Here is a 24762-nt window from a genome sequence, read left to right as displayed (position 1 = left end):
GACACGGACGAGCGCGGCTCCTACCTGCACGTGCTCATCACCCCGGCCGACGGGGGCACCCTGCTCACCCTGACCCGCGGCGTGCGCGGCATCGGGCGTCTGGGCAGGATCGCCGGCGCGGCCGCCACGGTCTTCTCCGGCAGCGCGAACCGCAGCCTGCTGCGCGGGATCGTGGAGCAGGCCCGCGCCCGGGACTGACCTGCGGCCCGTGGACGCCGCCTGACAGCTCGTGGCGGAGGGTCCTACCCTGTGACCCATGACCCGCCCGACCCCCGCCGCGCGACTGGCGCTGTTCTTCGCGACGGCGGTCGTGGCCGGGGCGACGATGCCCGTGCAGGGGCGGCTCAACGCGCAGTTCGCGGCGGAGTCGGGGGAGCCGGTGCTGGCCTCCTTCGCCTCCTTCACCGCAGGCTTCCTGGTGATCCTGGCCGTCACCGTCCTCACCGGACGGGGTCGGCGCGCTCTGGCCCGGGTGCCTGCGGCGCTGCGGTCCGGGCAGGTGCGCCCCTGGCACTTCGGGGCCGGGACGGCAGGCGCCTGCGTGGTGCTGGCACAGTCCGGGTCCATCGGGACCATCGGCGTCGCCGTGTTCACGGTCGCCCTGGTCACCGGCCAGCTGATCGGCGGGATCCTCGTGGACCGGCTGGGGTGGAGCCCTGCCGGCGTCCGGCCGCTCACCGCCCGCCGGGTGCTGGGGGCGGCGCTGGCCGTGGCCGCCGTTGTGCTGGTGGTCTGGCCCCGGCTGGGGGAGGCCGGCAGGCTCGGCCCCGGCTGGCTCCTGCTCGCTGCGATCCCCCTGCTGATCGGCCTCGCCACCAGCGGGCAGCAGGTCCTCAACGCCTGGCAGGCCGCCGCCTACGGATCCGTGCTGCCGGCCACACTGATCAACTTCCTGGTCGGCGCGGGCGTGATCGGCCTGGTGCTCGTTGTGCAGGCGGCGGCCGCCGGCGTCCAGGGCGGGTTGGTCCCCCAGTGGTGGCTCTACCTCGGCGGGCCGCTGGGGTGCGTGTTCATCGGCTTCAGTGCGATCCTCGTGCCCCGCGTCGGTGTCTTCACCGCCACCCTCGGGCTGGTCTCCGGCAATCTGCTCGGCTCTGTGGTGGTGGACGCCCTCGCCCCGACCGGCGGGGCGCAGATCACCGTCCTCACCGTGGTCGGCACGTGCGGTGCCGTGGCCGCCGCCGCGCTCGCCGGACCCGGGAGGACCCGCGCGCCGCAGGCAGATCCGCTGCAGGAGCGTCCGACGGGCCGAGACCGTCCCGCCGTCCCTGCCGGACCGGACGACGGCCCTGGCAGGTGAGCGCATGCCGGCCGTCGGCACGCTGAACCCTTGCGCCGGGGGCGCGGGTTCCCGACGACGGCCGCGCACCATGCGGCGGCCGACTCTCCGTCCGCCTCGCTCAGGGGAGCAGGAAGTCCACGGCTGCCGCCAGGGCCTGCCGCACGTCCTCCGGCTGCAGGCTGTCCGGCGCGAGACGGCGCTCCACCGTCAGGGTGTGCATGAGCATCAGCAGCAGGCCCGCCGAGTGCGTGATCTGGGCGGCGGGGACGTTCTCGAGGGCGCGGTGCCTGCGGATCAGGTCGGCGAGGAAGTCACGGCGCCGGGTGGTCAGGTCCCGGTAGGCGGCGCCCACCGTGGGTTCCCGCAGACCCGCCGCCTGGAACTCGTGCAGGAGCGAGGCCCAGGCTCCGGAGGTCGTCAGCACGATGTCCGTCAGGGCGTCCGCCATGCGCTCCACCAGCGCGTCACGAGGCATGCCGGGGTCGTCCAGGGCGTCGGCCATTCCCGCCATGGCCTTCACCGTGACATTCTCGAACTGGGATGCACATGCCGAGGCGAACAGGTCCGGCTTCCCTGTGAAGCTGGAGTACACGGCCCCCTTGGTGTACCCGGCCTGCGCGGCGATGCGGGCGAGGGAGGACCGGGCGTAGCCGTCCTGCTCGAACGACCGTGCAGCCTGCTCCAGGATGGCCGCGCGGACGTCTTCACGGCGGGGTCGGGTGGCCATGCTAGCCTTTCGATTCCGATGGTATTGAATACCGTTGGTACTGAATGCCGATGGTATTGAATCTGCCTCGACCTGGCAAAGAGGATCCCGTCCCCATGCACACTGACACCGAGACAGCCGCCGGCTCCCCGCCCTCCGACTCCTCTCGAGACGATCTGCCCCTGTCCACCCTGGTGGCCCAGGAGCTGACCCTGCGCACCGTCCGGGGGCCCGTCTTCGGCCCGGTGGACCTGGTGCTGCCGCCGCAGACCCATCTGGCCGTGCTCGGCTCACAGGGCACCGGCCGCTCGGCCCTGCTGCTGGCCCTGACCGGCCGACTCGACGGCGTGAGCGGGGACCTCGTCCTCACCGGAGGTCCCGTGGACGTCGCGCTGGACAGCGCGGAGCGTCCCGCCTCACGGGCCTACCGGCCGGAGATCGACGCGTCCCGGCATCCCCACGCGCTGCGCTCCCTCACCGCCGTCGCCCGTGTCACGGACCTGGTGGAGCTCGAGCCGGCACTCACCGTGCGCGAGGCGGTGGACGAGCGCTGCCTGCTGGACGGCGTCCGGCGTCGGGCAGGCAGGGAGCGTTTCGCCCTCCTCGCCGAGGCCGTCGGCCTGGGAGTGGACTCGGATGCGGAGGTGGGGGAGCTCTCTGCGCTGACCCGGGCGCTGATCGCCGCGCTGCTGGCCTGTCTGCGCCCGTCCCGGCTCGTCACCTTCGACGACGTGGACGCGTCTCTGACCGTGGACGAGCTGACCCACCTCTACTCCGCCATGGACATCCTCAAGGACCACGGGCACTCGTTCGCCGTGAGTGCCGTGGCCTCCGCGCCCACCCCGCGCGACGCCGTGATCCTCACCCTGCACTCTTTCCGGGAGAACTGATGCTGTTCCGCTACGAACTCCGTCGATTCCGCCGCGGCCTGCCGCTGCTCGCCCTGATCTTCGTCGTCCTCGTGCCCGCGCTCTACGGCGCCCTCTACCTGTCCGCGAACTGGGACCCCTACGGGAAGCTGGACCGTCTTCCGGTGGCCATCGTGAACGAGGACAAGCCGGTCAAGCACGAGGACACCACCCTCACCACCGGCGCGGACATGACCGAGAAGCTGGTGGAGGACAACGACTTCGACTGGCATGAGACCACCCGTGAGGACGCCGAGGAGGGCCTGCGCGACGGGCGCTACTACCTCATCCTCGAGATCCCCTCCGATCTCAGCAGCAACCTCATCAGCCCTGACGGGGGCGGGACGCCGCAGCAGGCCGAGATCACCCTGCGCCGTGACGATGCGAACGGCTTCGTGATCGGCTCCGTCACCGCGTCGAGTGAGGCGAAGGTGGAGGCGGCGGTGAACCGGTCCGCGATCGAGGCGTACTTCGAAGCCGTGTTCGACAACCTGAACGAGCTGCGCGGCGGCATGTCCGAGGCCGCCGACGGTGCCGCGGAGCTGAAGGAGGGCACCACCTCGGCACGGCAGGGTGCCGCCCAGCTCGATGAAGGCCTCGCCGACGCCAAGGACGGCTCGTCCCAGCTGGTCTCGGGTGCCGGAGAGCTGGCCACGGGCGCCGGGGAGCTCGCCGACGGTGCCGACCAGGCCTCCGCCGGCGCGGTCCAGCTCTCGGACGGAGTCTCCCAGGCCCAGGACGGTGCCACGCAGCTGAGCTCCGGTCTGGGCGAGGCCCGGGAAGGCTCCCAGAAGCTGGCCTCCGGTGCCGGTGAGCTCGCCGAGAAGGCCCCCACCCTGCGGTCGGGAGCCCAGGACCTGTCTGACGGCCTGGGCCAGCTGCAGACCGGTTCGGCCGAGCTCGCCGACGGCGCCTCCCAGGTGGCCGACGGCACCCAGAAGCTCCATGACACCGTGGTGCCCCGCCTGAACACCGTGATCGAGCGCCAGGAGGCCGTGGCCGCCGATGTCGCGGCCGTGGACGAGGGCGTGCAGCGCGTGGGCGCTGCGTCCGGGAAGGGCGAGGAGGGCGCGTCGGCGCGCATCGCCGAGGCCCAGGCCGCCCTGGCCGAGCTCGGCGAGGAGGACCCCGACCTCGCGGAGTCGGAGCAGTACGCCGCGCTGCAGAAGGCGCTCGTGGGCGCAGACGAGCGCGTCACCGAGGTCAATGACAGGGTGCAGGAGGTCGCGGGCCTGTCCGCGGCCGCCGACGAGCGCGTGCAGACCCTCGTCGGCGAGAACGCGGCCGCGCAGACCAAGAAGGACCTCACGGACCTCAACAACGGTGCCCACGCCGTGGCCGACGGTGCACAGACCCTGCAGGGCGGCATCGGAGAGGCCAAGACCGGCGCCGACACCCTGGCGGACGGGGCTGGACGGTTCGCGGACGGCCTCGAGCAGCTCGGCGCGGGTGCCACCGAGCTCGACCAGGGCCTGGGGGCCCTCCAGGACGGTGCCGGGTCGCTGCAGAGTGGGCTCGGCGAGCTCAAGGACGGTGCGGACGAACTCGTCGAGGGCAACGCCTCGTTGGCCGACGGCGCCCATCAGCTGGAGGACGGCGCCACGCAGCTGCAGTCCGGAGCCACGGAGCTGGACAGCGGCATCGGCGAGCTCAAGGACGGCTCCTCGTCACTGCGTTCGGGGCTGAACGAGCTCGAGGACGGTGCCGGTCAGCTGGCCACAGAGCTCAAGGACGGCGTCGAGCAGATCCCTGCGCTGACCGAGGCCGAGCGGGACGAGGCGTCGCTCGTGATGTCCCGTCCGGTCAAGGCGAACATGGATGTGGAGCACTCCGCCGAGGTGTACGGCCGCGGCATGGCGCCGATGTTCTTCTCCATCGCCCTGTGGGTGTTCGGCATCGCCGCCTTCAACATCATGCGTCCGGTGAGCGCCCGGCTGCTGGCCGGACGCCGGAACCCGCTGGCCCTGACGCTCGCGGCGTGGCTGCCGGTGGGCCTGGTGGCGATGGCCGGCAGCCTGGTGATGCTGGGTGCCACGGTGCCCCTGGGCCTGGAGCCGGTGCATCCCGTGCGGGCGGTGGCGCTCACGCTCCTGGTGGCCGCGACGTTCTCCCTCATCGCGCATCTGATCCAGAACGCGCTGGGCACGCCCGGTTCCGCTGTGCTGCTGGTCCTGCTGATCCTGCAGCTGGCCTCCACCGGCGGAACCTATCCGTCCGCGGTGCTGCCGGGCTTCTTCCAGGCGCTGCACCCGTTCATGCCCATGACCTACTCGATCGAGGCGTTCCGGGTCGCGATCTCCGGCGGATCCGATCAGCACTTCTGGACGGCGTGGACCGTGCTGCTGGTGATCGGTGCCGCCGCCCTGGCCCTGGACATGCTGGTGGTCCACCGGCGCCGCAGGTTCCGCATGAAGGACCTGCACCCGGCGCTCCAGCACTGACGCCAGGGCGGCCGGGCCCTCAGCCCGGGTCCCCGGTGGGCGCCGCCAGCGTCAGCCACCGCTCGTCCACCACGAACCCGAGCCGCTCGGAGGCGCGCCGGATCGCGGCGTTCTCGGCTGCCCCTCCGGTGCGGAAGACGGTCACGGCAGGCGAGGGGCCCTCGTCGGGGGACGCGGGGAAGGCGAGGGCGAGCATCGAGGCGGCCTTGAGGGCCGTGCCGAGCCCGTGCCCGCGCAGGTCCGCACGGACCACGGTGAAGTCGACCTCCGCCACCGGTCCCTCGAGGTCCACGTAGGTCATGGCCGTCAGCGCCCCGTCCGCGGCGAAGAGCCCGAACGCGCGGCGGACATCGGTCGGCCGGGCCGACTCGGCGGTCATGGGGGCATGCGCGGTGGCCGGCCCGCCCGGGTAGTCACCGGCGGTGGCGGCGTCCAGGGCCAGGGCCGCGGGGACGTCGTCCACGGTGAGCGGGCGGAACGCGCCCAGCTCCTTCACGACGGCGGCCGCCTCCTCCCAGCGTCGCCGCGCCTCGTCCGTGGCCTCCGCCCGGGCGGCCCAGGACTCCTGCGCCACCGTCCAGCCCTCGGCGGTCAGGGCGGCGACGTCGGGATGGTCGGCGGGCAGGATCCGCGGAGAGGTCATGGCTCGAGCGTACGGGGGCGCCGCCAGGGCGACGTCCCAGGCTGCGGTGCGCGGCCGTCGTCGGGAAGCGGCCGACGCGGGCCGGGAGGCGTGGCGCGCACGCATGGGGGACACTGGTGGCTCACCCGACAGCACGGACACGGAAGGGACCGCCGAGGCATGCAGCTGGACCTGATCGTGGAGAACGCCCGGATCATCACCGGCGACTTCCACCGCCCCACCGCCACGAGGCTCGGCGTGTGGAACGGCGTGTTCGTGGGCGTGGACGAGCGCATCGAGGGCCTGGACGCGGCGGTCCGCGTGGACGCGGGCGGACAGGTCATCACCCCCGGGTTCAACGACGCCCACGCACACTCCGTCTGGTTCGGCCAGTCCCTGCTGGAGCTGGACCTCGAGGGCCTTCAGAGCGCGGACGCCGTCTACGCGGCCATCGAGGAGCGGGCCGCGCAGCTGGATCCGGGCCTGTGGGTGGTGTGCACCGGCTACAACCCGGACGAGCTGACCGGTCCCGAGCCGGAGCGCGACGGCCTGGACGCGGCGGCGAAGGGTCGTCCGGTGCTGCTGCGCCACAGCCACGGCCACGCCTACACCGTCAACTCCGCCGTGCTGTTCATGGCCGGCATCCCCGAGGGGATCCATCGGCAGCCCGAGGGCGGCGAGATCGTCACGGACGCGGGCGGACGGCCCACCGGCGTGCTCAAGGAGACCGCCATGTCCTCCGTGAACCGGCTGCTCCAGCCGGAATCGGACACGTCGATCGCCGAAGCGCTCGAACGGGCGTCCGCGGCGTATGCGGCCGACGGGCTCACCTCCGTCACGGACGCCGGTGTGGCCGGCGGCTGGATCGGCCACAGCCCCCTGGAGTTCGGGGCCTACCAGCGGGCCAGGGACGCCGGCATGCTCAAGACCCGCTTCCAGGCCATGGTCACGCTGGACGCCCTGCACCCGGTGGCCGGCCATGCCGACGACGGCGAACGCGTCACCCTGGACGCCGGCCTGCGCACGGGCCTGGGCGACGAGTGGCTGCAGGTCGGCCCGGCGAAGGTCTTCGCGGACGGCTCGATCATGAGCCGCACCGCCGCCATGACGCAGGAGTACGAGCACTGCCACCACGTGTACGGCTACCTGCAGCAGGACGCCGCGCACATGCGGGCTTCCACACTGGCGGCCGCCGCGGCCGGCTGGTCCCTGGCGCTGCACGCCCTGGGGGACGCCGCCGTGGACTTCGCGATCGAGACGATCGAGGAGGCGCAGCTGTCCTACGGCCGTCCCCGCATACCGCACCGGATCGAGCACGGCGGCGTGGTCCGGGACGACCAGATCCGGGACATGGCCCGGCTGGGGATCGTGCTGGCCACCCAGCCGAACTTCATCGCCGCATTCGGCGAGGGCGAGGAGGAGCGACTCGGCGCGGAGCGGGCGAGGCTGTCCTACCCGGCCAAGCGCCTGCTGGACGCCGGCATGGTCCTGCCCGGCTCCTCCGACCGCCCCGTCACCCACGGTGCCCCGCTGCGCGTGATGCAGGACTTCGTGCTCCGCCGGTCCTTCGCAGGCCGTGAGTTCTCCCCGGCCGACCGCATCACCGCCGCCGAGGCCCTGCACGCCTACACCGTGGGCTCGGCCGTGGCCACCGGCTGGGGCGGCCGCAAGGGCCAGATCCGCCCCGGCCAGCTCGCCGACTTCGTGCTGCTCGGCGCCAGCCCCCTGGAGGTGCCGGCCGAGCAGATCGGGGACATCGAGGTCGTCGCCACCGCCGTCGGCGGGGTCTGGGTGCACGGCGGGCTCTGAGCCGCCGTCCCGCCCGACCGGGCCGCCGGGGTCACGCCTGAGGGAACCAGGCCCGTCCGACCGTCACCTGCGTGCCGCGCGGCAGGTCGGGCTCCTCGCCGCGGGCGATCCGCTCGCACGCCGCGTTCATCCGCCGCCAGGCGTCCCGGTCCCGCTGGTGCCGGCGCAGGCCGCGTCCGCCCGGAAACGTCCCGGACCCCTGGGCGTTGCCGTCCGCGTGCCAGGTCAGCTGCCAGTCCCGCTGCGCGCTCCGCCCCGGTCCGCGCCTGACGCCGACCAGCCGCACGGTGTCCACCAGCGCGCTGCGGACGGTGTCGTCCACGGCCTCCAGCAGGTCGGCGGAGCCGCTGTCGCAGGCATCGCACCCGCAGTCCGGCTGCACGTCAAGCACCACGTCCGTCGTCCCCCAGGCGATCCGCAGGGACGGCGGGACGGCAGTGTCCGGTGAGCGGCCGTCGTCGTCCTCCTGCTGATTCCCGACGCCGGAACTCGCCTCCGCCTCGGACCCGTCCGTCTCGCAGAGGTACAGGGGGAGGGCGCCGGCGGCGCCCGACGGGGGATCGACGCGCATCAGGCGGTCCACCGGGGCAGGCGGGCCCTCGGGCCAGTCGGGGACCGGCCGGGGCGTGAGCTGCTCGGCCCGGGCCCCATGCTCCACCAGCACCTGCGCCCAGAGGCGGGCGCGCGCGTGGACGATCCCGTAGCGCTCAGGGTCCGTCACCTGCGAGTACCGCTCGGGCGCAGGCTCCCGTGCGCCGGGGTGCGGGTCCGGCCAGGACGGCATGTCCATGCCGGACCAGCGCCGGTCCACCTCGGCCTGCACCTGCTCGATCTGTGCCATGGGCCGAGCCTAGACCTGCTGACACGCCTCGGGGCTGAGCCGTGCGCGGTCCGCGTCCGGCCGGCATGCGTATACAGTGTTCGGCGTCACGTTTCTCCGCCCGGCCGGTCCGGGGCCGCGGGTCCTGCACAGGCCCGGGCCGTGAGCACCGCCCCCGGCCCGCTGCGTGCGGGCGGGGAGGGCGTGGCCACCACTCGTATCCCGTCCGCACGGACGTCCGGCGCCTTCCGAGCAGGAAGGGCGGCCGGACCGTGCGGCTGTCACCTAGGAGGCCCCCGTGATCACCGACGGGCTGCTCATGATCGGTGTGGTCGCCGGCGTCGCCGGACTGCTGATCGTCCTCGAGAAGACCACCGGCTGGAAGTTCTTCAAGTACGTCCCGGCCATGGTCCTGATGTACCTGACCATCACCCTGCTCAACACGCTCGGCGTGTTCGGCGAAGCGGACAACGAGGCGCGCGACGCGCTCAAGGAGCTGCGCGTCTTCCTGCTGCCGGCGATGGTCTTCCTGTTCCTGCTGCAGTGCGACATCAAGAAGATCATCCAGCTCGGCCCGAAGCTGCTGATCACCTTCTTCGTCACCGCGGTGTCCATCTTCGCGGCGTTCATCCTGTCCTTCCTGATCTTCCAGCCGCTGCTGCCGGAGGGCTCGGACAAGGCGCTCGGCGCCCTGCTGGGCTCCTGGACCGGCGGCTCGGCGAACATGGCCGCCGTGCAGGGGATGGTCGGCGTGCCGGAGTCCGCGTTCGGCATCGCGCTGATTACGGACACCGTCATGTACTCGGTCTGGCTGATGCTGATGTTCTCCGCCGTGGTGTTCTCCGGCGCGTTCAACCGCTTCACCAAGGCGGACACCGCCTACCTGGACCGGCACATCCAGAACGCCCAGGTGGAGAAGGGCGCCATCAACCTCACCAACCTGGCGGGTCTGACCTTCGGCAGCCTCCTGGTCTCCGCGGTCGCCCTGCGCCTGGGCTCCTGGCTCGAGGAGGCCATCCCCTCCATCGCCGACGCCGTGAACGCGACCTCGTGGACCATCATCATCGTCTCGGTGCTGGGCCTGATCATCGCCCAGACCAGGCTGGGCAAGATCGCCGGCTCGCATGAGGTCGGCACCCTGATGCTGTTCATGGTGATCGGCCAGCTCGCCTCGGGCTCCGACTTCGCCGCGATCGCCGAGGGCGGCTGGTTCCTGCTGGCCGGCGCCGTGGTCCTGCTGATCCACGCCGTGCTCATGCTGATCTACGCGAAGCTCACCAAGACCGACCTGTTCTCCGTGGTCGTCGCCTCCGTGGCGAACGTGGGCGGCATGGCCTCGGCCCCCGTGGTCGCCGGCACGTTCTCCCGTCACCTGGTCCCGGTCGGTGTGCTCTTCGCACTGCTCGGCTCGATCCTGGGCACCTGGATCGGCTACGGCGGCGCCCAGGTCATGATGGGGCTCTGACCATGGCGACGACGGGTTCCCACAGGATCGTCCGGGTCACCGCCCGGCTGCACGCCTGCCCCCTGCTGCGTCCGTTCGTGACGGCACAGCGTCGCACCGAGGCCGTGGCCTACGCGGTCTGCGAGGTCCAGCTCGCGGACGGCACCGTGGGCCAGGGCACCGCCGCGGAGACGGTGGCGGTCACCGGCGAGAGTGCGGAGTCCGTCGTCGCGAACCTCACCGGCCCGCTGCGTGCGGCGGTGGAGGGCGTCACCGGCACGCCGGACGAGTTCGCGCAGCTCGCCCGGCGTGTCGTGGACGGCGCGTCCTCGGCCCGCGGGGCCCTGGACGTGGCCGTCTGGGACGCGATCGGCAAGGCCGAGGGCCGTGCCGTGGTGGAGCTGCTCGGCGGCTCGTTCGACCCGGAGGCCGCGTTCGACTCGGACATGACCGTGTCCCTGGAGGACCCGGAGACCATGGCACGCCACGCCCGCGAGGCGGTCGCGGACGGCTACCGGATCCTCAAGGTCAAGCTCGGCGGGGACACCGCCGAGGACGTGGAGCGCCTGCACGCGGTCGTGGCCGCGGAGCCGGAGGTGCGGCTGCGCATCGACGCCAACCAGGGGTGGTCCCCGGAGGGTGCCGTCACCATGCTCCAGACCATGCACGACGAGGGGTTGCCGATCGAGGTCGTGGAGCAGCCGGTGGCGAAGGCGGACCTTCAGGGCATGGCCCTGGTGCGCCGCGAGTCGCCGTTCCCGATCATGGCGGACGAGTCCGTGTGGACCGCCGCGGACGCGCAGCGAGTCCTGGCCGCCGAGGCCGCGGACATGCTGAACATCAAGCTCGCCAAGACCGGGTCCCTCGGCGAGGGGCTGAAGATCGCGCAGCTGGCGCAGGACGCAGGCGTCACCTGCATGGTGGGCGCCATGATGGAGCCGAAGATCGGCATCACCGCCGCCGCCCACCTGGCGTTCGCCAGCCCGTCCATCACCATGGTGGACCTGGACCCGCCGGCCTGGTTCGCCTCCGCGCTGCCGGCCGGCGGCATGGTGGACGACGGCCGCCTGCGCCTGCTCGGCGGCCCCGGCCTCGGCCTGGACATGCTGCGCCCGGAGGACGACCCCCACCGCGGCTGAGCGGCGGCCGGGTGGGGTCTGCTGATAATCGACGGTTCGTCACCGGGTCGCGGAGATTCTCGCAGGTCTGGTGACGAACCGTCGATGATCCGGGGTCACGGTGTTCGCGTTCGGCGAGGGCGAGGGCGATGGCGATGGGCACGGTGGCGTCGAGGAGGACGGCTGTGCGGATCCTGGAAGTCCGCAGGTGGAGTCAGTGCACGACCTCGTCCGCGTCCCCGGTGATGCCGAGCTTCTCGGCCACGTAGTCCACGTCCTTGTCCCCACGGCCGGAGAGGTTGACCAGGAGCATCTGCTCCTTCGGCAGCCGCGGGGCGATGCGCAGGGCGTGCGCCACGGCGTGCGAGGACTCCAGGGCCGGGACGATCCCCTCGGTGCGGGAGAGGCGCTGGAAGGCGTCGAGCACGGCGGCGTCGTCCTCGGCCACGTACTCCACGCGGCCGAGCTCCTTGAAGCGGGCGTGCTGCGGGCCTACGCCCGGGTAGTCCAGGCCGGAGGCGATCGAGTGCACCGGGTCCGGGGTGCCCTCCTCGTCCTGGAGCACCAGGGTGGACATGCCGTGGAGCATGCCGGGCACGCCCTTGCCCATGGTCATGGCGTGCTCGCCCTTGGCCTGGGAGCGGCCGCCGGGCTCGACGCCGATCAGGCGGACGTCTGAGTCGTCCAGGTAGGCGGTGAAGGCGCCCATGGCGTTGGAGCCGCCGCCCACGCAGGCGATCACGGCGTCCGGCAGGCGGCCGTAGCGCTCGACGATCTGGCGGCGGGACTCCCGGCCCACCACGGCCTGGAAGTCCCGGACGATGGTCGGGAAGGGGTGCGGTCCCACCACGGAGCCGATGGCGAACAGGTACTTCTCCGGGTTTGCGGCGTAGACGGCGAAGGCCGAGTCCACGGCCTCCTTCAGAGAGCGGCCCTCCCGCTCCACGGAGACCACCTTCGTGCCCAGCAGGCGCATGCGCACCACGTTCGGGTGCTGCTTGGCGATGTCGACGGCGCCCATGTGGATCTCACAGTCCAGGCCCACGAGCGCGGCGGCGGTGGCCAGGGCGACGCCGTGCTGGCCGGCGCCGGTCTCCGCGATCAGGGACGTCTTGCCCATGCGCTTGGCCAGCAGCGCCTCGCCCACGCAGTGGTTGATCTTGTGCGCCCCGGTGTGGTTCAGGTCCTCGCGCTTGAGCACGATCCGTGCGCCGCCCAGCTCGTCCGAGAGGCGCTCGAGCGGGGTGAGGGGCGAGGGGCGGCCGACGAAGTCGCGCAGCAGGCGGGCGTACTCGGCGTAGAACTCCGGGTCCTGGCGGGCCTCGGCGTAGGCCTCGGCGACCTCGCGCATGGGGCCGGCCAGTTGCGGCGGCAGGTGGGCGCCGCCGTAGGTGCCGAACATCCCGTCTTCCGAGATGTCGAGGTCCGGGGTGTGGACGAGGTCGCAGGCCTCGGCGAGGGTGGTGGGCTCGGGCTGCTGGTCGGCAGTGCAGGGATCGGTGACGGTCATCGTCGGTGCTCCTTCGTGTGCGGTCCACCCGGGCCGGACATGGAAGAAGCCGCCCGAGGGGACGGGCGGCTTCGGTGCTTGCGCAGGGGAGAGTGCCGCCCTCAGGCGGTCCACCACTGCTGCTGCGTCTGCATGGCAGTGAATCTACTCCTGACCCGGCGGCTGCGCGGAATATGGGACGAATGTGTCTCACAGGGTGGCCCGGGACGTTCGGGTGTCCGGGGTGCCGGGTGGGCCGGGGGCTGCGCGGCGACGCGTAGCCTGAGCGAACGGGTATCGAGAGGAGAGCGTCATGTCAGGGCATGAGCCGCCGTCGAGCACCGGCAGGCAGCAGCCGGAGCCGGGGTCGCCGTCGGAGTCGGGGTCACCGTCGGAGCCTGTCGCCGGCCCTGCCGGCCCTGCCGGCCCCGCTGGCCCTGTCGATTCCGAAGGCCCCGGGACCCGCCGCCCTGCGCGGCCGGTGGCCTGGGTGTGGCTGGCGGCCCTGCTGGTCTTCGCCGGCGCGCTGGGCTCCATGTTCGTCGGCACCGCCGCCCCGCCACCCGAACCTGGTCAGCCGGGCACCAACGGTCCGCCCGCGCTGTGGATCGGAGTGTTCCTGGTCCCGGTGGCCGCACTCCTCGCCGCAGCCGCCACGCTCGTCAGCCTGCTCCGACCGGGACTGCGGTGGTCCGGGGCGGCGGGCGTGCTCGGCTTCGCGCTCATGGCGTGGGTGATGAGCATGGACCTCGTCGCGGACTCGCGCACGCTCGGCCAGGTCCTGGTGCTGACGGCGGTCGCCTGCTTCATCGCCGCGACCGTCCTGGCGTTCCGTGCCCGGCCGCTGCCGGTGCGGGGCCGGCGGCGGGGCTGAGACGTCCTGCGCTGTGGCCTGCGCTGTGGCCAAGTGGTGAGAACACACCGTCATGAGCCGCGAGATGCGGGGGTGAGGGGGTGTGTCCTCACCAGTAAACGAGGTGATGAGGGTGTGTCCTCACCAGTAAACGAGGTGATGAGGGTGTGTCCTCACCAGTAAACGAGGGGGCTTGCCTCAACGAGGGGCTCGGGGCCTGACGACGACGGCCCCCGCCTCCGCCGGTCGGCTCAGCCCTCTGAGACGGTCGCCTCGCGCGTGGACTGCAGCCGCGACTGGCGGGCGGCGAGGCGCTCCTGGCGCTCGCCGAGGCCCTCGCGGATCGCCATGAACAGGGCGATCAGGCCGACGGTGAGCAGGATGTGGCCCAGGCCGGCGATGCCCGGAATGGCGGCGGAGGTGTCCGCCGGGGACTTGCCGTCCAGAGTCAGCAGGCCGCGGATGAGCATCATGACGATCGTGACCGCCAGGCCGGCGTTGTACACCCAGAAGAAGACGGTGAAGGACCGGCGCGTGTGGAGCGTCAACACGGCGTCCAGGGCCAGGACGATCAGGAACATCATCATGCCCAGGGCCAGGATGTGGGTGTGCATCAGGCTCAGCTCGGACTCCACGCCGAGGTTGCCGGTCAGCTTGGTGAACTCGCGGTAGAAGACGCCCGCAGCCAGCCCCAGCGTCAGCCAGGTGGCGGCGGCGTAGAAGGACTTCATCATGCCTCCCACGCTAGGCCGCGGCCTGCCCGCGGACATCAACCGTTCGATGGGTGCCCGCGCACGTCAACCGTTCGCTGGGTGCCCGCGCACGTCAACCGTTCGATGGGTGCTGTACGGCCCTTCCCGCCGGTCCCCCTGTTGGCGGCCCTCACTGCCGTGGCCCTTCTCTCCGTGCCGGTCCGTCTGCCTGCCACAGCGCAGGCGGGCCGCACGCCGCTCAGCGCAGCCGGATGACCATCTTGCCGGTGTTGCCACCCTCCAGCAGGTCGATGAACGCCTGCGGGGCGTTCTCGAGGCCCTCGCGGACGGTCTCGTCGAACCGCAGGGTGCCGTCCTGCAGCCAGCCGACGGCCTGGCCGAGCCACTCCTCGGTCACGTCCAGGTGGTCGGCCACGATGAACCCCTGCAGCCGCAGCCGCTTGCCCACCGCCTGCACGAGGTTCCGCGGTCCCGGAGCCGCTTCGGTGGCGTTGTACTGGGAGACGGCGCCGCACATGGCGACGCGGCCGCCCACCGTGAGCGCGCCGATCGCGGCCTCGAGGTGGTCTCCGCCGACGTTGTCGAAGTACACGTCGATGCCCTCCGGCGCCGCCTCCTGCAGCATTTGCCGAACGTTTCCGGACTTGTAGTCGAACGCCGCGTCGAAGCCCAGTTCGTTCAGGCGCTCCACCTTCTCGGCGGAGCCTGCGGAGCCGATGACCCGCTCGGCGCCGAGGGCCTTCGCGATCTGCCCGACGGCCGAGCCCACGGCCCCGGCGGCACCGGAGACGAACACGGTGTCCCCGGGCTGGAACTGCGCGATCTTCGTCAGGCCCACGTAGGCGGTCAGGCCGGGCATGCCGAGCACGCCGAGGTAGGCCGAGTCCGGGACGTCCCGGGTGTCCACGGCCTGCACGCGCTCGGCCTCCACCACCGCGTGCTCGCGCCAGCCGAGCTGGTGCAGCACCCGGGTGCCCACCGGCACGTCGTCGCTCCGGGAGTCCACCACGGTGCCCACGGCGCCGCCGTCGAGCGGATCGTCGATCTGAAAGGGCGGCACATAGGACTTCACGTCGTCCATGCGGCCGCGCATGTACGGGTCCACGGACATCACGTCGTTGGCCACGAGAACCTGGCCGTCCTCGAGGGCCGGCACGTCCACGGTCTCGAGCCGGAAGTCCTCAGGCGTCGGGGCGCCGTGCGGGCGGGAGGCCAGCACGATCTGCCGGGTCTGCGTCGGGATCTGCGCGGTGAGGTCCTTGTCGGAAGTCATCCTCTGACTCTGTCAGGCGTGGGGCGGGCTCGTCGACCCTCGCGAGGCAGACGTCAACGGGAACCTCGGCATCGCCGACGCCGAGGACATCGCGGCCGTCGTCGTTGTGGGACGCTGCGAGACGTTGCGGGAACTGGTGAGGACACACCCTCACCGGCGCCGGATCAGGGGACGCAGAGGGTGTGTTCTCACCACAAAGCTGAGGGACAGGGCGGCGGATGCCTCGAGGGACAGGGCGGGCACCTCAGCGGCCGCAGGCTCAACGGCCGCAGCCCTCAGCGGCCGGTGGGCGGCGGCGGGCGCCAGTCCATGATCCTGTGCAGCGGCTCCTCCACGCGGGAATCGGGGAGCATGCGCAACGTCAGGTTCCTCAGGGCCGCGGCGCCGGGCATGCGCAGGTGCGCGACGGTCCCGAGGGTGCGGGCCAGGCGCGCCATCTCGCGGATGCGGGGCTGGCGCAGGGTGTCGTACCGGTCGAGGGCGCGGCGCAGTCGATCCGAGTTCACCAGGCCGGGCGGGTCGGTGAGCAGGTGGTCCAGGCAGATCGCGAGGGTCGCGGCGTCCTCGAGGGCCTGCGCGCCGCCCTGGCCGAGGTTCGGGGTCATGGCGTGCGCGGCGTCCCCGATCAAAACGAGGCGGCCCTGGGAGAAGGTCGGCAGGTCCGCGGCCAGCTCGGTGGCGCGCGTGAAGTGCATGTCCTCCGGGTCGGTGGCGGAGATCAGCTGCGGGATGGGCGCGTGCCAGTGCGCGAAGCGGTCGGCCAGGCGGGACAGCAGCTGGGTCGAGGGCAGGTGCCGTTCGTCGTCATGGCGGTGCACCACCGAGTTGGTCTGCACGGCGAACCAGTAGGCGCGGCCGTCCGCGAGCGGGGCGAAGCCGAACCGGGTGCCGTCACCCCAGGTCTCGCCGGCCGCCGCGAGGCCGTCCGGGCCGGTGAGGTCCACCGGCTCGCGGGTGATGGCACGCCAGGCGGAGTAGCCGGCGTCCTGCAGGCCGGGATCGTTGGGCCAGGCCCGGCGCACGGCGGAACGGGACCCGTCCGCGCCGACCACCAGGTCGAACGCCCAGGTGCGGGCCGCCCCGTTCCCGTCGGTGAAGCGGACGGTGCCCGCCGTGGACACGGAATCCACCCGGCAGCCCAGGCGGATCCGCCCGGCGGTCACCTGGGAGGCGAGCATCAGGTGCAGCTCCTCGCGCGGCATCACGCGGACGCGGGACACGATCTCGGAAGGCAGCAGCGTCAGGGTCCGGCCGTCCGGGGAACGCTGTGCCGCCACGTCCGAGCTCACGGTGTAGGGGTGCTGGGCGAGGGCGTCTGCGTAGCCGAGGGACTCGAGGGCGCGCAGGGCGTTCGGGGCCATGGTGATGGCGGTGCCGCCCGAGCGCAGCGTGGGGGAGGACTCGAGGACGACCACGTCCGCGCCACGTGCCTGCAGGCCGGCCGCCAGGGCCAGGCCCCCGATGCCGGCCCCCACCACTGCGATCCTCATGGCATGCCCTCCCCTCGTCGTCTCCGGTTGGCGACCGTCTCTGCGCTGACCGGGGCGTCGTCGTCCGGCGGGGCGGGGTCCCCGTCTGGGATGGACTCTACCGCCGCCGGCTGGGACGGGCGGCCACGCGGCGCGCACGTGGGCGCATAGCCTGGGCGCATGAGCCCCCTGCGCTTCCCCGCCCCGCTGCGTCCCGGTGACCGGATCGGCGTCACGGCGCCTTCGGCCGGCGTGGGAGAGGGCGCCCGGCGGCGGTTCGAGGTGGCCGTCTCCTGGCTCACCGCCCGGGGCTTCGAGGTGGTCCTCGGCGACTGCCTCGGCGTGGACCGGTGGGTCTCCGCCCCCAGGCGGCAACGGGCCGCCGAGTTCACGGCCATGCTCTGCGACCCGCAGATCCGGGCCGTCGTCCCGCCGTGGGGCGGTCCCGGCACCGCGCTCGACCTGCTGGACGAGCTCGACTGGGACGCGATCGGCGCCGCCGAGCCCACCTGGGTGGTCGGCTACTCGGACTGCGTGGCGCTCATGGTGCCGCTGACCCTGTACGCCGGACTGCCCACCCTCCACGGGGACAACCTCATGGACACCCCCTACGAGGTCCCCGCCGGCCTGGCGCACTGGACACGGCTGGCCACGGCCGAGGGCGGCCCGGGTGGGCGGCGGATCGTCCAGCGCGACAGCGGCGTCCAGGGCTTCTGGGCGCCCCTGGAGGACGCCCACGCCCACGTGTGGCGGGGCCAACGGGCGGCGTCCTGGGAGCTGTGGCGCCCCTCCGCCACGGCCGGGGAACGGCTTCCCGACGACGGCACCCGCCCCCGCCTGGACGTCACCGGCACGCTGGTCGGCGGGTGCATCGAGGTGCTCTCCGCCATCGCCGGAACGCCGTACGCGGACGTGCGCGCCTTCGCCCGGGAGCACGGTCCGCTGGTGGTCTACGTGGAGGCCGCCGAGGCGGATGCCTCCACCGTGTGCCGGCAGCTGCACACCCTGCGCCTGCACGGCTGGTTCGAGCAGGCCGCGGCCGTGCTGGTGGGCAGGACCCTGGCCCCGGACTCCGGCTCGGGGACGGAGGGGATGACCCAGCGGGAGGCGGTCCTGGACGCGCTCGCCGGGGTGGCCGGCGCGGACGGCGGGCCTGTGCCGGTCGTGTTCGACGTGGAGATCGGCCACGTGCCCCCGCACCTGCCGCTGCTCAACGGAGCCCGCGCCCGGGTCCAGGTGGATGAGATGCGGCACGTGATCACCCAGTTCTGGTGAGGGCCCGCCGCGCGGCACTGCTCTGCTCTGGTGCATGCCGGGCCGGTTCCCCGCATGCTCGCCGCCGCGCTCGGAACCTCATGGGCCGCCACAGCTAACCTGGTGGCATGAGCGAGAAGACCGCCCTCACCGTGTACGGCGCCGACTGGTGCCGGGACTGCCTCCGCACCAAGCGCCAGCTGGACGAGCTCGGGGTGTCCTACGAGTACATCGACCTCGTGGCCGACCCGTCCCGCGCCGACGAGGCCCATCAGATCTCCGGCCGCACCAACATCCCGGTGGTCGTCTTCCCGGACGGCACCCACCAGGTGGAGCCGCGCAATGAGGAGACCGCCGCCAAGCTCGAGGAGCTCGGCCTGATCTGAGCAGGCTCCGTCTCGGCCCGGCCGCGCGCCACACACCGGGCGCTTCATGCCCGACGCGGGTGCAGCCGTTGCTGCCTCCGACGTGATCAGACCACAACCGCGGCACCCTCGTCTGCGTCGGCGGACCGACCCGCCACTCATCCTCTGGTCTGATCCGGGCCCACCGAGGTTCGCCCCTGGTGCCGATGCCGCCGCGTTTCCCGGTGAGGATGCTGGAGTCATGAGTTCGACGCACTCCCGCACCAGTCCGACCATCACCCCCTCCACGTCCACGGCGCCGGTCCTCACCGCCCGTGGTCTGACGAAGTCCTACGGCTCCGTCCACGCCCTGGCAGGCGTGGACCTGGAGATCGGCCGCGGCGAGTCCGTGGCCGTCATGGGGCCCTCGGGCTCCGGCAAGACCACCCTGCTCCATGTGCTGTCCGGCATCATCGCGCCGGACGCCGGCAGCGTCCGCCTGCACGGCGGCGAGCCGCTGGAGATCACCTCCCTCGGCGAGGGCGAGCGGGCCCGTCTGCGCCGGGAGCGCCTGGGCTTCGTGTTCCAGGACGGCCTCCTGCTGCCCGAGCTCACCGCCGTCGAGAACGTGGCCATGCCGCTGATGCTGCGCGGCACCGCCCGTGCCGAGGCCCAGCAGGTGGCCGCGTCCTGGCTGTCCGCACTGGGTCTGGCCGGCATGGAGGAGCGCCGCCCCGGCGAGCTCTCCGGCGGGCAGCGGCAGCGGGTGGCGATCGCCCGCGCCCAGGCCGGCGAACCGGACGTGGTCTTCGCAGACGAGCCGACCGGCGCCCTGGACTCGGACACCTCGTCCTCCGTCATGGACGCCCTGATCGACTCCACCGTCTCCCGCGGCCGCACGCTCGTGGTGGTCACCCATGACGACGACGTCGCGGCCCGCTGCGGCCGCCTCGTCCGCGTCCGGGACGGCCGGATCCTCGACGACGTCCGCCGCCCGGACGCCGCCGCCCACGAGGAGGCCACCCGATGAACCGCGCCGTGCTGTCCCTGTTCCTGTCCCGCCTCTTCGCCGACCGCAGCGTCTGGGCCCTGCCGGTGGCCGCGTTCGCGGTGGTCACGGCCCTGACCCTGGGCGTGGCCGGCGGCGTCCACTTCTTCTTCACCCTCCAGCTGCCCGAGGACGGGGTCGCCGGCATATACCGGATGCTCTCCGGGTTCGCGCTCGTGCTGCTGCTGTTCCCCCTGACCTCCCTGGCCGGTTCCGCCGCCCGACTGCTGGCCCGGCGCAGGGATGAGCGACTGTCCTCCCTGCGCCTGCTCGGCGCGTCGAGCGCCACCATCACGGGCCTGGCCGTTGCGGAGGCGACGGTCCTGGCGGCGGCCGGTGCCGTCGTCGGGCTGGCCGGGTGGGCGGTGCTGGTGCCGCTGATCGCCCTGCTGCCGTTCGCCGGCGGTCAGGTGGGGATGGCGAGCCAGTGGATCGGCGTCCCGCTCACCCTGCTGGTGCTGGCCGGCGTGGTCCTGCTCGGCGCGCTCTCCGCACTGCTCGGCCTGCGCCGGGTGGCCGTCACCCCGCTGGGCGTGCGCACCCGGCAGCGCCCGCGCCGGGTGGTGTGGGTGCGCGTGCTGGTGGCGGTCGGCGTACTGGTCGCCGCGCAGGTCGCCGCCACGGTGATGGGCGCCGCGCAGGAGGTCGCCGTCGCGGTGGCGCTGGCGATCGCCGCGATGGCGGCACCGATGCTGGCCGTCCATGCGATCGGACCGTGGGTGCTGGGCGTGACCGCCCGCCGTCGCGTGCGCCGCGCGAAGAGCGCCGAACGCCTGGTGGCCGCCCGGCTGGTGCTGGAGGACCCGCGCCTGGCCTGGCGTCAGGTGGGTGGCGTGGCGCTCACGGTCTACATCGGCACGGTGGGTGCCGCCGGCTTCGGCATGGCGAATGCGTTCCAGGCTGACGGCGCCGCGTTGACCGCGAGCGAGCGGCACCTGACCGCAGACCTGGGCACCGGTGTGCTCGTGACCATGGTGGTCTCCTTCCTGCTGGCCGCCTGCTCGGTGGCGATCTCGCAGGCGGCCCAGCTGCTGGACCGCGCGGACCTGCACAGCGGCCTGGTGATGGCCGGCATGGACGTGCACACCGTCCATGCGATGCGCCGCCGCGCCGTGATGTCCGCCCTCGGCACGGTGCTGGTGTTCAGCCTGGCTGCGGCGCTCATCTCGGCGGCTCCGGTGATCGGCGCGGCCGCGGTGTTCGCTCCGGTGTCCCTGGTCACCGCCGGCGCCTGCCTGGTGGCCGGCGTGCTGCTGGTCCGCGGCGGCGTGGAGGTCACCCGTCCGGCGTTGCGCCGCAGTCTGACGGCGCACGGGCTGGCGGCCTGACCGGAGGCAGGGCAGGGGCTTGCCCGGCAAGACACTTGCTCCACAATGTACTTAGGTCTAACCTAGAACCATGTCCCGCAACAAATCGGTCCCCGGCATCCGCCGCGGCGTCGTGGAGCTCGCGCTCCTCGGCCTGCTGGCGGACGACCCCCGCTACGGCCAGCAGATCGTGGACGAGCTCGCCGAGCACCCCGCGCTCGCGCTGACCTCGGGCACCGTCTACCCGCTGGTCTCCCGCCTGCTCAAGGACGGCCTCATCGCCTCCACCTGGCAGGAGTCACCGGCAGGTCCGCCGCGCAAGGTCTACCACCTCACGGACGCCGGCATCGAGCGCCTGTCCGACCTCACCGCCGCCTGGCGCCTCGTCCGCGACGGCGTCGACCAGATCCTGAAGGAGAAGCGATGAACACGCACGCCCGCCATGACAGCCCCGCCTCCGCCGACCTACGGGCCGTCGCCGAGGACGTGGACCTCCTCCTGGAGCTGGACGCCCGGAACCACGACGACGGCCGCTCGCCCGAGCCCGTCCGCGGCACGGGCACCGTGCTCGGCATGCCCTACGACCTCCGTCGCCCCACGGCCGAGCGCCTCAAGGCGACCTGGTGGGACCCTGCCTCGGAGAAGGTCCTCGTTCCCCGAGCCGTCGGCGCCGGATGGGCTGTGAACTTCGGCGCGCTCGCGGTGAAGCTCGGCGTGATCGAACCGGATGCGGAGGATGTGCCGTTTGCCGCCACCCCGGACGCGGCCTTCCGGGCAGCCGCGGTCGGCCCGGCCGTGCTCGCCGCCGCGGTGCTGGCCCACTACGCGGTCCGCGGCCGCTCGCTGCCCGAGACGCTGCCCAACCATTGGAACCTCGTCGGGGAGGTGGACGGCACGGTGTCGAGGCCGGTCGCCGCGGTCATCGACATCGTCACCGCCACCACGGGCGCCGGTCTCGCCCTCTGTGGAGGGCTCTCCACGAGCCACGGCGGACGGCGTGCCGGTCTGCTCGCCTCCGGCACCGCCGCCGCCGCGGCTGCCGCCATGACCACCGTGGGCCGCGTGGCCGCGCAGGGGAGGGCGCCGTGGTTCGGCCCTTCGTTCCTGACCGGGCTCGGTGCTGCCGTAGGCACGAGCCTCCTCGGCCTGGCTCGTGCCGGCCGCCGCGCCGAGCAGTGTCGCGACCTCGGCTGACCCTCAGGCCCGCGGCACCCTCTTCACCCCTCCACTCCAGGACGCGAGCACCACGGCGGCCAGCGCGCCGAGCGTGCCCACCACGGTCCACGCGGACACCGCTGCACCGTCCACGGGGGCCACGGTGTCCAGCAGCAGCGAGCCGAGCAGCTGCCCGGCCACCAGGCCCAGCGTGGTGAGGAACGCGCCGATCCGCGGGACCAGCAGTGCCGAGACCCCGATGAACACGCACCCCAGCGGGCCGCCCATGTACATCCACCACACCGCCGGCAGCGGCCCGGACGCTCCGGCCACCACGGCCTTGCCCAGGTAGATCAGCCCCAGCAGCGCAGTGCCGGCCAGGAAGTTGATCAGGGTGACCGGAATCGGCGAGCCGTAGGCGGCGGACTGCCGGCCGTTGAACACCTGCTGCACGCTCGTGCCGAAGCCGGCCACCACCGGGATCGCGGCCATGAGCAGCCACAGGAGGCCGGCTCCCTCCGCGGCACCTGCGTCCGTACCCGCTCCGCCCGTGTTCGCTGCGCCGCCGAGCGCCTCACCGAGCTGCGGCCACACCACCACCAGCACGGCCGCCAGCGCCAGGGCCGCACCCACCAGCCGGCGCGGACCGATCCGCTGCACACCCGCCGGGGTCAGGCCGAGCCGGTCCACGCCCATGCCGCCGACCACCTGCCCGGTCACCATCGCCACCGTGAACACCGCCACCCCGATCACCGGGATCGTCAGCGACTGTGTGAAGACCAGACACGCACCGATGAACCCCGCGGAGTAGTACCACCACCTCACCTGCCCGCGGCGCAGGGCCGGGAGCACCTCGCTCGCCGCCCGCCGCCCGGAGGGCACCAGCAGGGTCACCAGCACCATGGCCGCCAAGCCGGAGGAGAAGGACATCAGCGCGGCCAGGATCGGGTCCGCCACGGCGCTGGAGAGGGCCGAGTTCACCCGCCCCTGCAGCGGAGTGACGGCGCCGGCCACCAGGGAGAGGGCGAACAGGACAGCCATGAGGGTGCGGGGCGAGGCGGAGGCGCGCGCCGTCGTCGTGGTCTGCTCAGGCAAGGCCGATCCTCCTCACCAGGCCGGCGGTCCCGGCCGGATCCAGCACGGCCGCCGGGTGCGGTCCGGCGGCGGTGAGTCGCCCGGTCAGCTCCCGGCTCTCGACGACGGCCCCCTCCCAGGTGCGTCCGTCGGGGCTGAGGCGTCCCCCGAGCAGGCCGCCGGCGGCGAGGACCGCGTTGCCGTAGGACAGCCGTTCGAGCATGGTCGCGTCGGCGAGGGTCCATACGCCGGTGAGCCGGGCGTCCAGGCAGGCGGCCTCGAGCTCGCGGGCCTGGTCGGCGAGGAGGTGCAGGCCGGTCTCGTCCCCGATGTTGACCAGCAGGACGCCGGCGGGGGAGAGCAGGCCCAGCAGGTCGGTGTAGAAGCCGCGGCCGGCCCGGTGGGGTGCGGTGTCGGCGCCGGCGTCGATGTCCAGGACCACGGCGTCGAAGCTGCGGCCGGCCAGGGACGGTGCGGCGTCGCGGGCGTCGGCCACCAGGGAGGTCAGCGCGGTGCCCTCGGGCAGGGGCAGTTCGGCGGTGACGAAGGAGACGAGCTCGCGGTCGATGTCCACCACGGTCTGGGCGGAGCCCGGGCGGGTGGTCTGCACGTAGCGGGGGAGTGTGAGGGCGCCGGCGCCCAGGTGAAGGATGTCGATCGGTTCCCCGGGCGGGGCCAGGACGTCCAGCACGTTGGCCATGCGCCGCAGGTACTCGTACCGGATGTGGCCGGGGCGGGCGAGGTCCACGTGGGACTGGATGTGCCCGCCGATCTGAAGGACGTGGCCGCTGCCGTGCTCGTCCGGGCGGATGCGCGCGAGCTCCCCGGAGACACCGAGATGGACCGAGCGCGGCGCGGAGGACCCGGGCGGCGGCGCGGAGGGGCTGGAACTGGGGGCCATGCGGACCAGTATGGACCTGCGGCGGGCACGGCGACCATCTCACCATGCGGCCATGATGTCCATAATATGGACTCGCGTGCGGGTGGGAAGGTCGCCCGTCCCACTATGGGAGGCATGAACACCGCAGCAACCGCCACCATGACCCCGCAGGCCACGGATGCCGCCGCCGCGCTCACCGCGGCTGGGGTGTCCTATGAGGAGTACCTGACCGGCGTGGACGCCGTCCCGGGCATCTTCGCCGTGGCCGCTGACGACGCCGCGATCGCCCAGCTCGGCCTGGACGCCGTGGCCTTCGAGGACAACCTCCTCTACGTGGGCGCCGCCCCGACGTCCCTGCTCGGACGTGACGTCCGCGGGCACTTCCACTCGGGCCGCACGGAGAGCTCGACCCTGCGCCGCAGCCTTGCCGCGCTGCTCTTCGACGAGCTGGACCTGGCCTTGGTCCCGCGGTCGCCGGGCTCCCGCACCGTGAAGTTCGCCCTGACCCCGGACGCCGAGGACCGGCTCACCGCCTGGATGAAGGAGCACCTGACCGTCTCCACCGTGGCCGTCGACGCCGGGGATGTGCACGCGGTCGTCGGCGAGGTGGTCGATGAGCTGGAGCCGCCGCTGAACCTCAAGGGCGTCGCCCATCCGTGGGAGGCCCTGATCGAGAAGCGCCGTCGTCTGACCGCTGAGGCCCGTCCCTCCGCGACCCTCTGACGTCCTCGGCCCCTTCCGCCTCGCTCCTGG

General features: G+C 72.8%; 24 protein-coding genes. 15 read left to right on the top strand and 9 right to left on the bottom strand.

The features are described 5' to 3' along the window. On the top strand, positions 1-198 hold a 198-nt coding region (locus tag MLY01S_RS12655), incomplete at its 5' end, for a hypothetical protein (RefSeq protein WP_169795144.1). A 58-nt stretch (positions 199-256) separates the two neighbouring features. Further along, positions 257-1300, top strand: coding sequence for a DMT family transporter (locus tag MLY01S_RS08690; protein ID WP_067191226.1), 1044 nt, complete (start codon positions 257-259; stop codon positions 1298-1300). A gap of 100 nt (positions 1301-1400) precedes the next feature. Here the strand turns inward: MLY01S_RS08690 and MLY01S_RS08685 are convergent, their stop codons facing one another. Then, on the bottom strand, positions 1401-2009 hold the full coding sequence (locus MLY01S_RS08685) for a TetR/AcrR family transcriptional regulator (RefSeq protein WP_067191224.1): 609 nt from the start codon (positions 2007-2009) through the stop codon (positions 1401-1403). Between the two features lie 95 nt (positions 2010-2104). On the opposite strand from MLY01S_RS08685, the gene MLY01S_RS08680 reads away from it, so the two are divergent. Together MLY01S_RS08680 and MLY01S_RS08675 are read left to right on the top strand one after the other, a co-directional pair. Further along, on the top strand, positions 2105-2878 hold the full coding sequence (locus MLY01S_RS08680; protein WP_067191222.1) for an ATP-binding cassette domain-containing protein: 774 nt from the start codon (positions 2105-2107) through the stop codon (positions 2876-2878). Continuing rightward, positions 2878-5337 (top strand): YhgE/Pip domain-containing protein, encoded by a 2460-nt coding sequence (locus MLY01S_RS08675; protein ID WP_067191220.1) that lies wholly within the window; start codon positions 2878-2880, stop codon positions 5335-5337. The genes MLY01S_RS08680 and MLY01S_RS08675 overlap by 1 nt, the downstream gene beginning before the upstream one ends. Before the next feature lie 19 nt (positions 5338-5356). On the opposite strand, the gene MLY01S_RS08670 is transcribed toward MLY01S_RS08675, so the two are convergent. Next, positions 5357-5980, bottom strand: coding sequence for a GNAT family N-acetyltransferase (locus MLY01S_RS08670; protein WP_067191218.1), 624 nt, complete (start codon positions 5978-5980; stop codon positions 5357-5359). 159 nt (positions 5981-6139) lie between these two features. On the opposite strand from MLY01S_RS08670, the gene MLY01S_RS08665 reads away from it, so the two are divergent. Beyond that, entirely contained in the window at positions 6140-7768 is a 1629-nt protein-coding gene (locus tag MLY01S_RS08665) for an amidohydrolase (RefSeq protein ID WP_067191216.1), read from the top strand. 31 nt (positions 7769-7799) lie between these two features. Here MLY01S_RS08665 and MLY01S_RS12460 read toward each other — a convergent pair whose 3' ends face one another. Then, positions 7800-8609, bottom strand: coding sequence for a DUF6226 family protein (locus MLY01S_RS12460; protein ID WP_067191214.1), 810 nt, complete (start codon positions 8607-8609; stop codon positions 7800-7802). Between the two features lie 277 nt (positions 8610-8886). On the opposite strand from MLY01S_RS12460, the gene MLY01S_RS08655 reads away from it, so the two are divergent. Then, the gene (locus MLY01S_RS08655; protein WP_067191212.1) at positions 8887-10053 is read left to right on the top strand and encodes a DUF819 family protein; all 1167 of its coding nucleotides are present in this window, start codon (positions 8887-8889) and stop codon (positions 10051-10053) included. A gap of 2 nt (positions 10054-10055) precedes the next feature. After that, the gene (locus MLY01S_RS08650) at positions 10056-11171 is read left to right on the top strand and encodes a dipeptide epimerase (RefSeq protein ID WP_067191210.1); all 1116 of its coding nucleotides are present in this window, start codon (positions 10056-10058) and stop codon (positions 11169-11171) included. A gap of 193 nt (positions 11172-11364) precedes the next feature. Here MLY01S_RS08650 and trpB read toward each other — a convergent pair whose 3' ends face one another. Next, a complete protein-coding gene (gene trpB / locus MLY01S_RS08645; protein WP_082739998.1) occupies positions 11365-12660 on the bottom strand; it encodes a tryptophan synthase subunit beta in 1296 nt (431 codons plus the stop codon). 460 nt (positions 12661-13120) lie between these two features. On the opposite strand from trpB, the gene MLY01S_RS08640 reads away from it, so the two are divergent. Beyond that, positions 13121-13513, top strand: a complete 393-nt coding sequence (locus tag MLY01S_RS08640; RefSeq protein ID WP_067191208.1) for a hypothetical protein — start codon at positions 13121-13123, stop codon at positions 13511-13513. 230 nt (positions 13514-13743) lie between these two features. Here the strand turns inward: MLY01S_RS08640 and MLY01S_RS08635 are convergent, their stop codons facing one another. From MLY01S_RS08635 to MLY01S_RS08625, 3 genes are all read right to left on the bottom strand, one after another. After that, complete coding sequence (locus tag MLY01S_RS08635; RefSeq protein ID WP_067191206.1) at positions 13744-14226, bottom strand: DUF2871 domain-containing protein; 483 nt, start codon at positions 14224-14226, stop codon at positions 13744-13746. A 217-nt stretch (positions 14227-14443) separates the two neighbouring features. Then, complete coding sequence (locus MLY01S_RS08630; RefSeq protein WP_067191204.1) at positions 14444-15478, bottom strand: NADP-dependent oxidoreductase; 1035 nt, start codon at positions 15476-15478, stop codon at positions 14444-14446. Between the two features lie 275 nt (positions 15479-15753). Continuing rightward, positions 15754-16968 carry an FAD-dependent monooxygenase gene (locus tag MLY01S_RS08625; RefSeq protein WP_070639501.1) on the bottom strand — a complete coding sequence of 405 codons (1215 nt, stop codon included), beginning with the start codon at positions 16966-16968 and terminating at the stop codon, positions 15754-15756. A 159-nt stretch (positions 16969-17127) separates the two neighbouring features. Between MLY01S_RS08625 and MLY01S_RS08620 the strand changes: the two genes are divergently transcribed. From MLY01S_RS08620 to MLY01S_RS08595, 6 genes are all read left to right on the top strand, one after another. Further along, positions 17128-18222, top strand: coding sequence for an LD-carboxypeptidase (locus tag MLY01S_RS08620; protein WP_067191200.1), 1095 nt, complete (start codon positions 17128-17130; stop codon positions 18220-18222). A gap of 107 nt (positions 18223-18329) precedes the next feature. Next, complete coding sequence (locus MLY01S_RS08615; protein WP_067191198.1) at positions 18330-18587, top strand: glutaredoxin family protein; 258 nt, start codon at positions 18330-18332, stop codon at positions 18585-18587. 220 nt (positions 18588-18807) lie between these two features. Then, a complete protein-coding gene (locus MLY01S_RS08610; protein ID WP_067191196.1) occupies positions 18808-19575 on the top strand; it encodes an ABC transporter ATP-binding protein in 768 nt (255 codons plus the stop codon). Next, positions 19572-20921: a hypothetical protein gene (locus MLY01S_RS08605; RefSeq protein WP_067191194.1), complete on the top strand. Its 1350-nt coding sequence runs from the start codon at positions 19572-19574 to the stop codon at positions 20919-20921. Before MLY01S_RS08610 ends, MLY01S_RS08605 begins: the two co-directional genes overlap by 4 nt. 70 nt (positions 20922-20991) lie before the next feature. Continuing rightward, a complete protein-coding gene (locus MLY01S_RS08600; RefSeq protein WP_067191192.1) occupies positions 20992-21327 on the top strand; it encodes a PadR family transcriptional regulator in 336 nt (111 codons plus the stop codon). After that, entirely contained in the window at positions 21324-22094 is a 771-nt protein-coding gene (locus MLY01S_RS08595; RefSeq protein WP_067191190.1) for a DUF1648 domain-containing protein, read from the top strand. The genes MLY01S_RS08600 and MLY01S_RS08595 overlap by 4 nt, the downstream gene beginning before the upstream one ends. Before the next feature lie 3 nt (positions 22095-22097). On the opposite strand, the gene MLY01S_RS13070 is transcribed toward MLY01S_RS08595, so the two are convergent. Together MLY01S_RS13070 and MLY01S_RS08585 are read right to left on the bottom strand one after the other, a co-directional pair. After that, complete coding sequence (locus tag MLY01S_RS13070; RefSeq protein ID WP_067191188.1) at positions 22098-23150, bottom strand: DMT family transporter; 1053 nt, start codon at positions 23148-23150, stop codon at positions 22098-22100. Continuing rightward, the gene (locus MLY01S_RS08585; protein WP_067191186.1) at positions 23143-24030 is read right to left on the bottom strand and encodes a spermidine synthase; all 888 of its coding nucleotides are present in this window, start codon (positions 24028-24030) and stop codon (positions 23143-23145) included. The genes MLY01S_RS13070 and MLY01S_RS08585 overlap by 8 nt, the downstream gene beginning before the upstream one ends. 114 nt (positions 24031-24144) lie before the next feature. Between MLY01S_RS08585 and MLY01S_RS08580 the strand changes: the two genes are divergently transcribed. Beyond that, the gene (locus MLY01S_RS08580; RefSeq protein WP_070639655.1) at positions 24145-24732 is read left to right on the top strand and encodes a GIY-YIG nuclease family protein; all 588 of its coding nucleotides are present in this window, start codon (positions 24145-24147) and stop codon (positions 24730-24732) included. The last annotated feature ends 30 nt before the right edge of the window (positions 24733-24762 follow it).

This window comes from Micrococcus lylae NBRC 15355 (assembly GCF_001570885.1).
Classification (GTDB): Bacteria; Actinomycetota; Actinomycetes; order Actinomycetales; family Micrococcaceae; genus Micrococcus; species Micrococcus lylae.
This window is presented reverse-complemented; position numbering and strand designations above follow the sequence as displayed.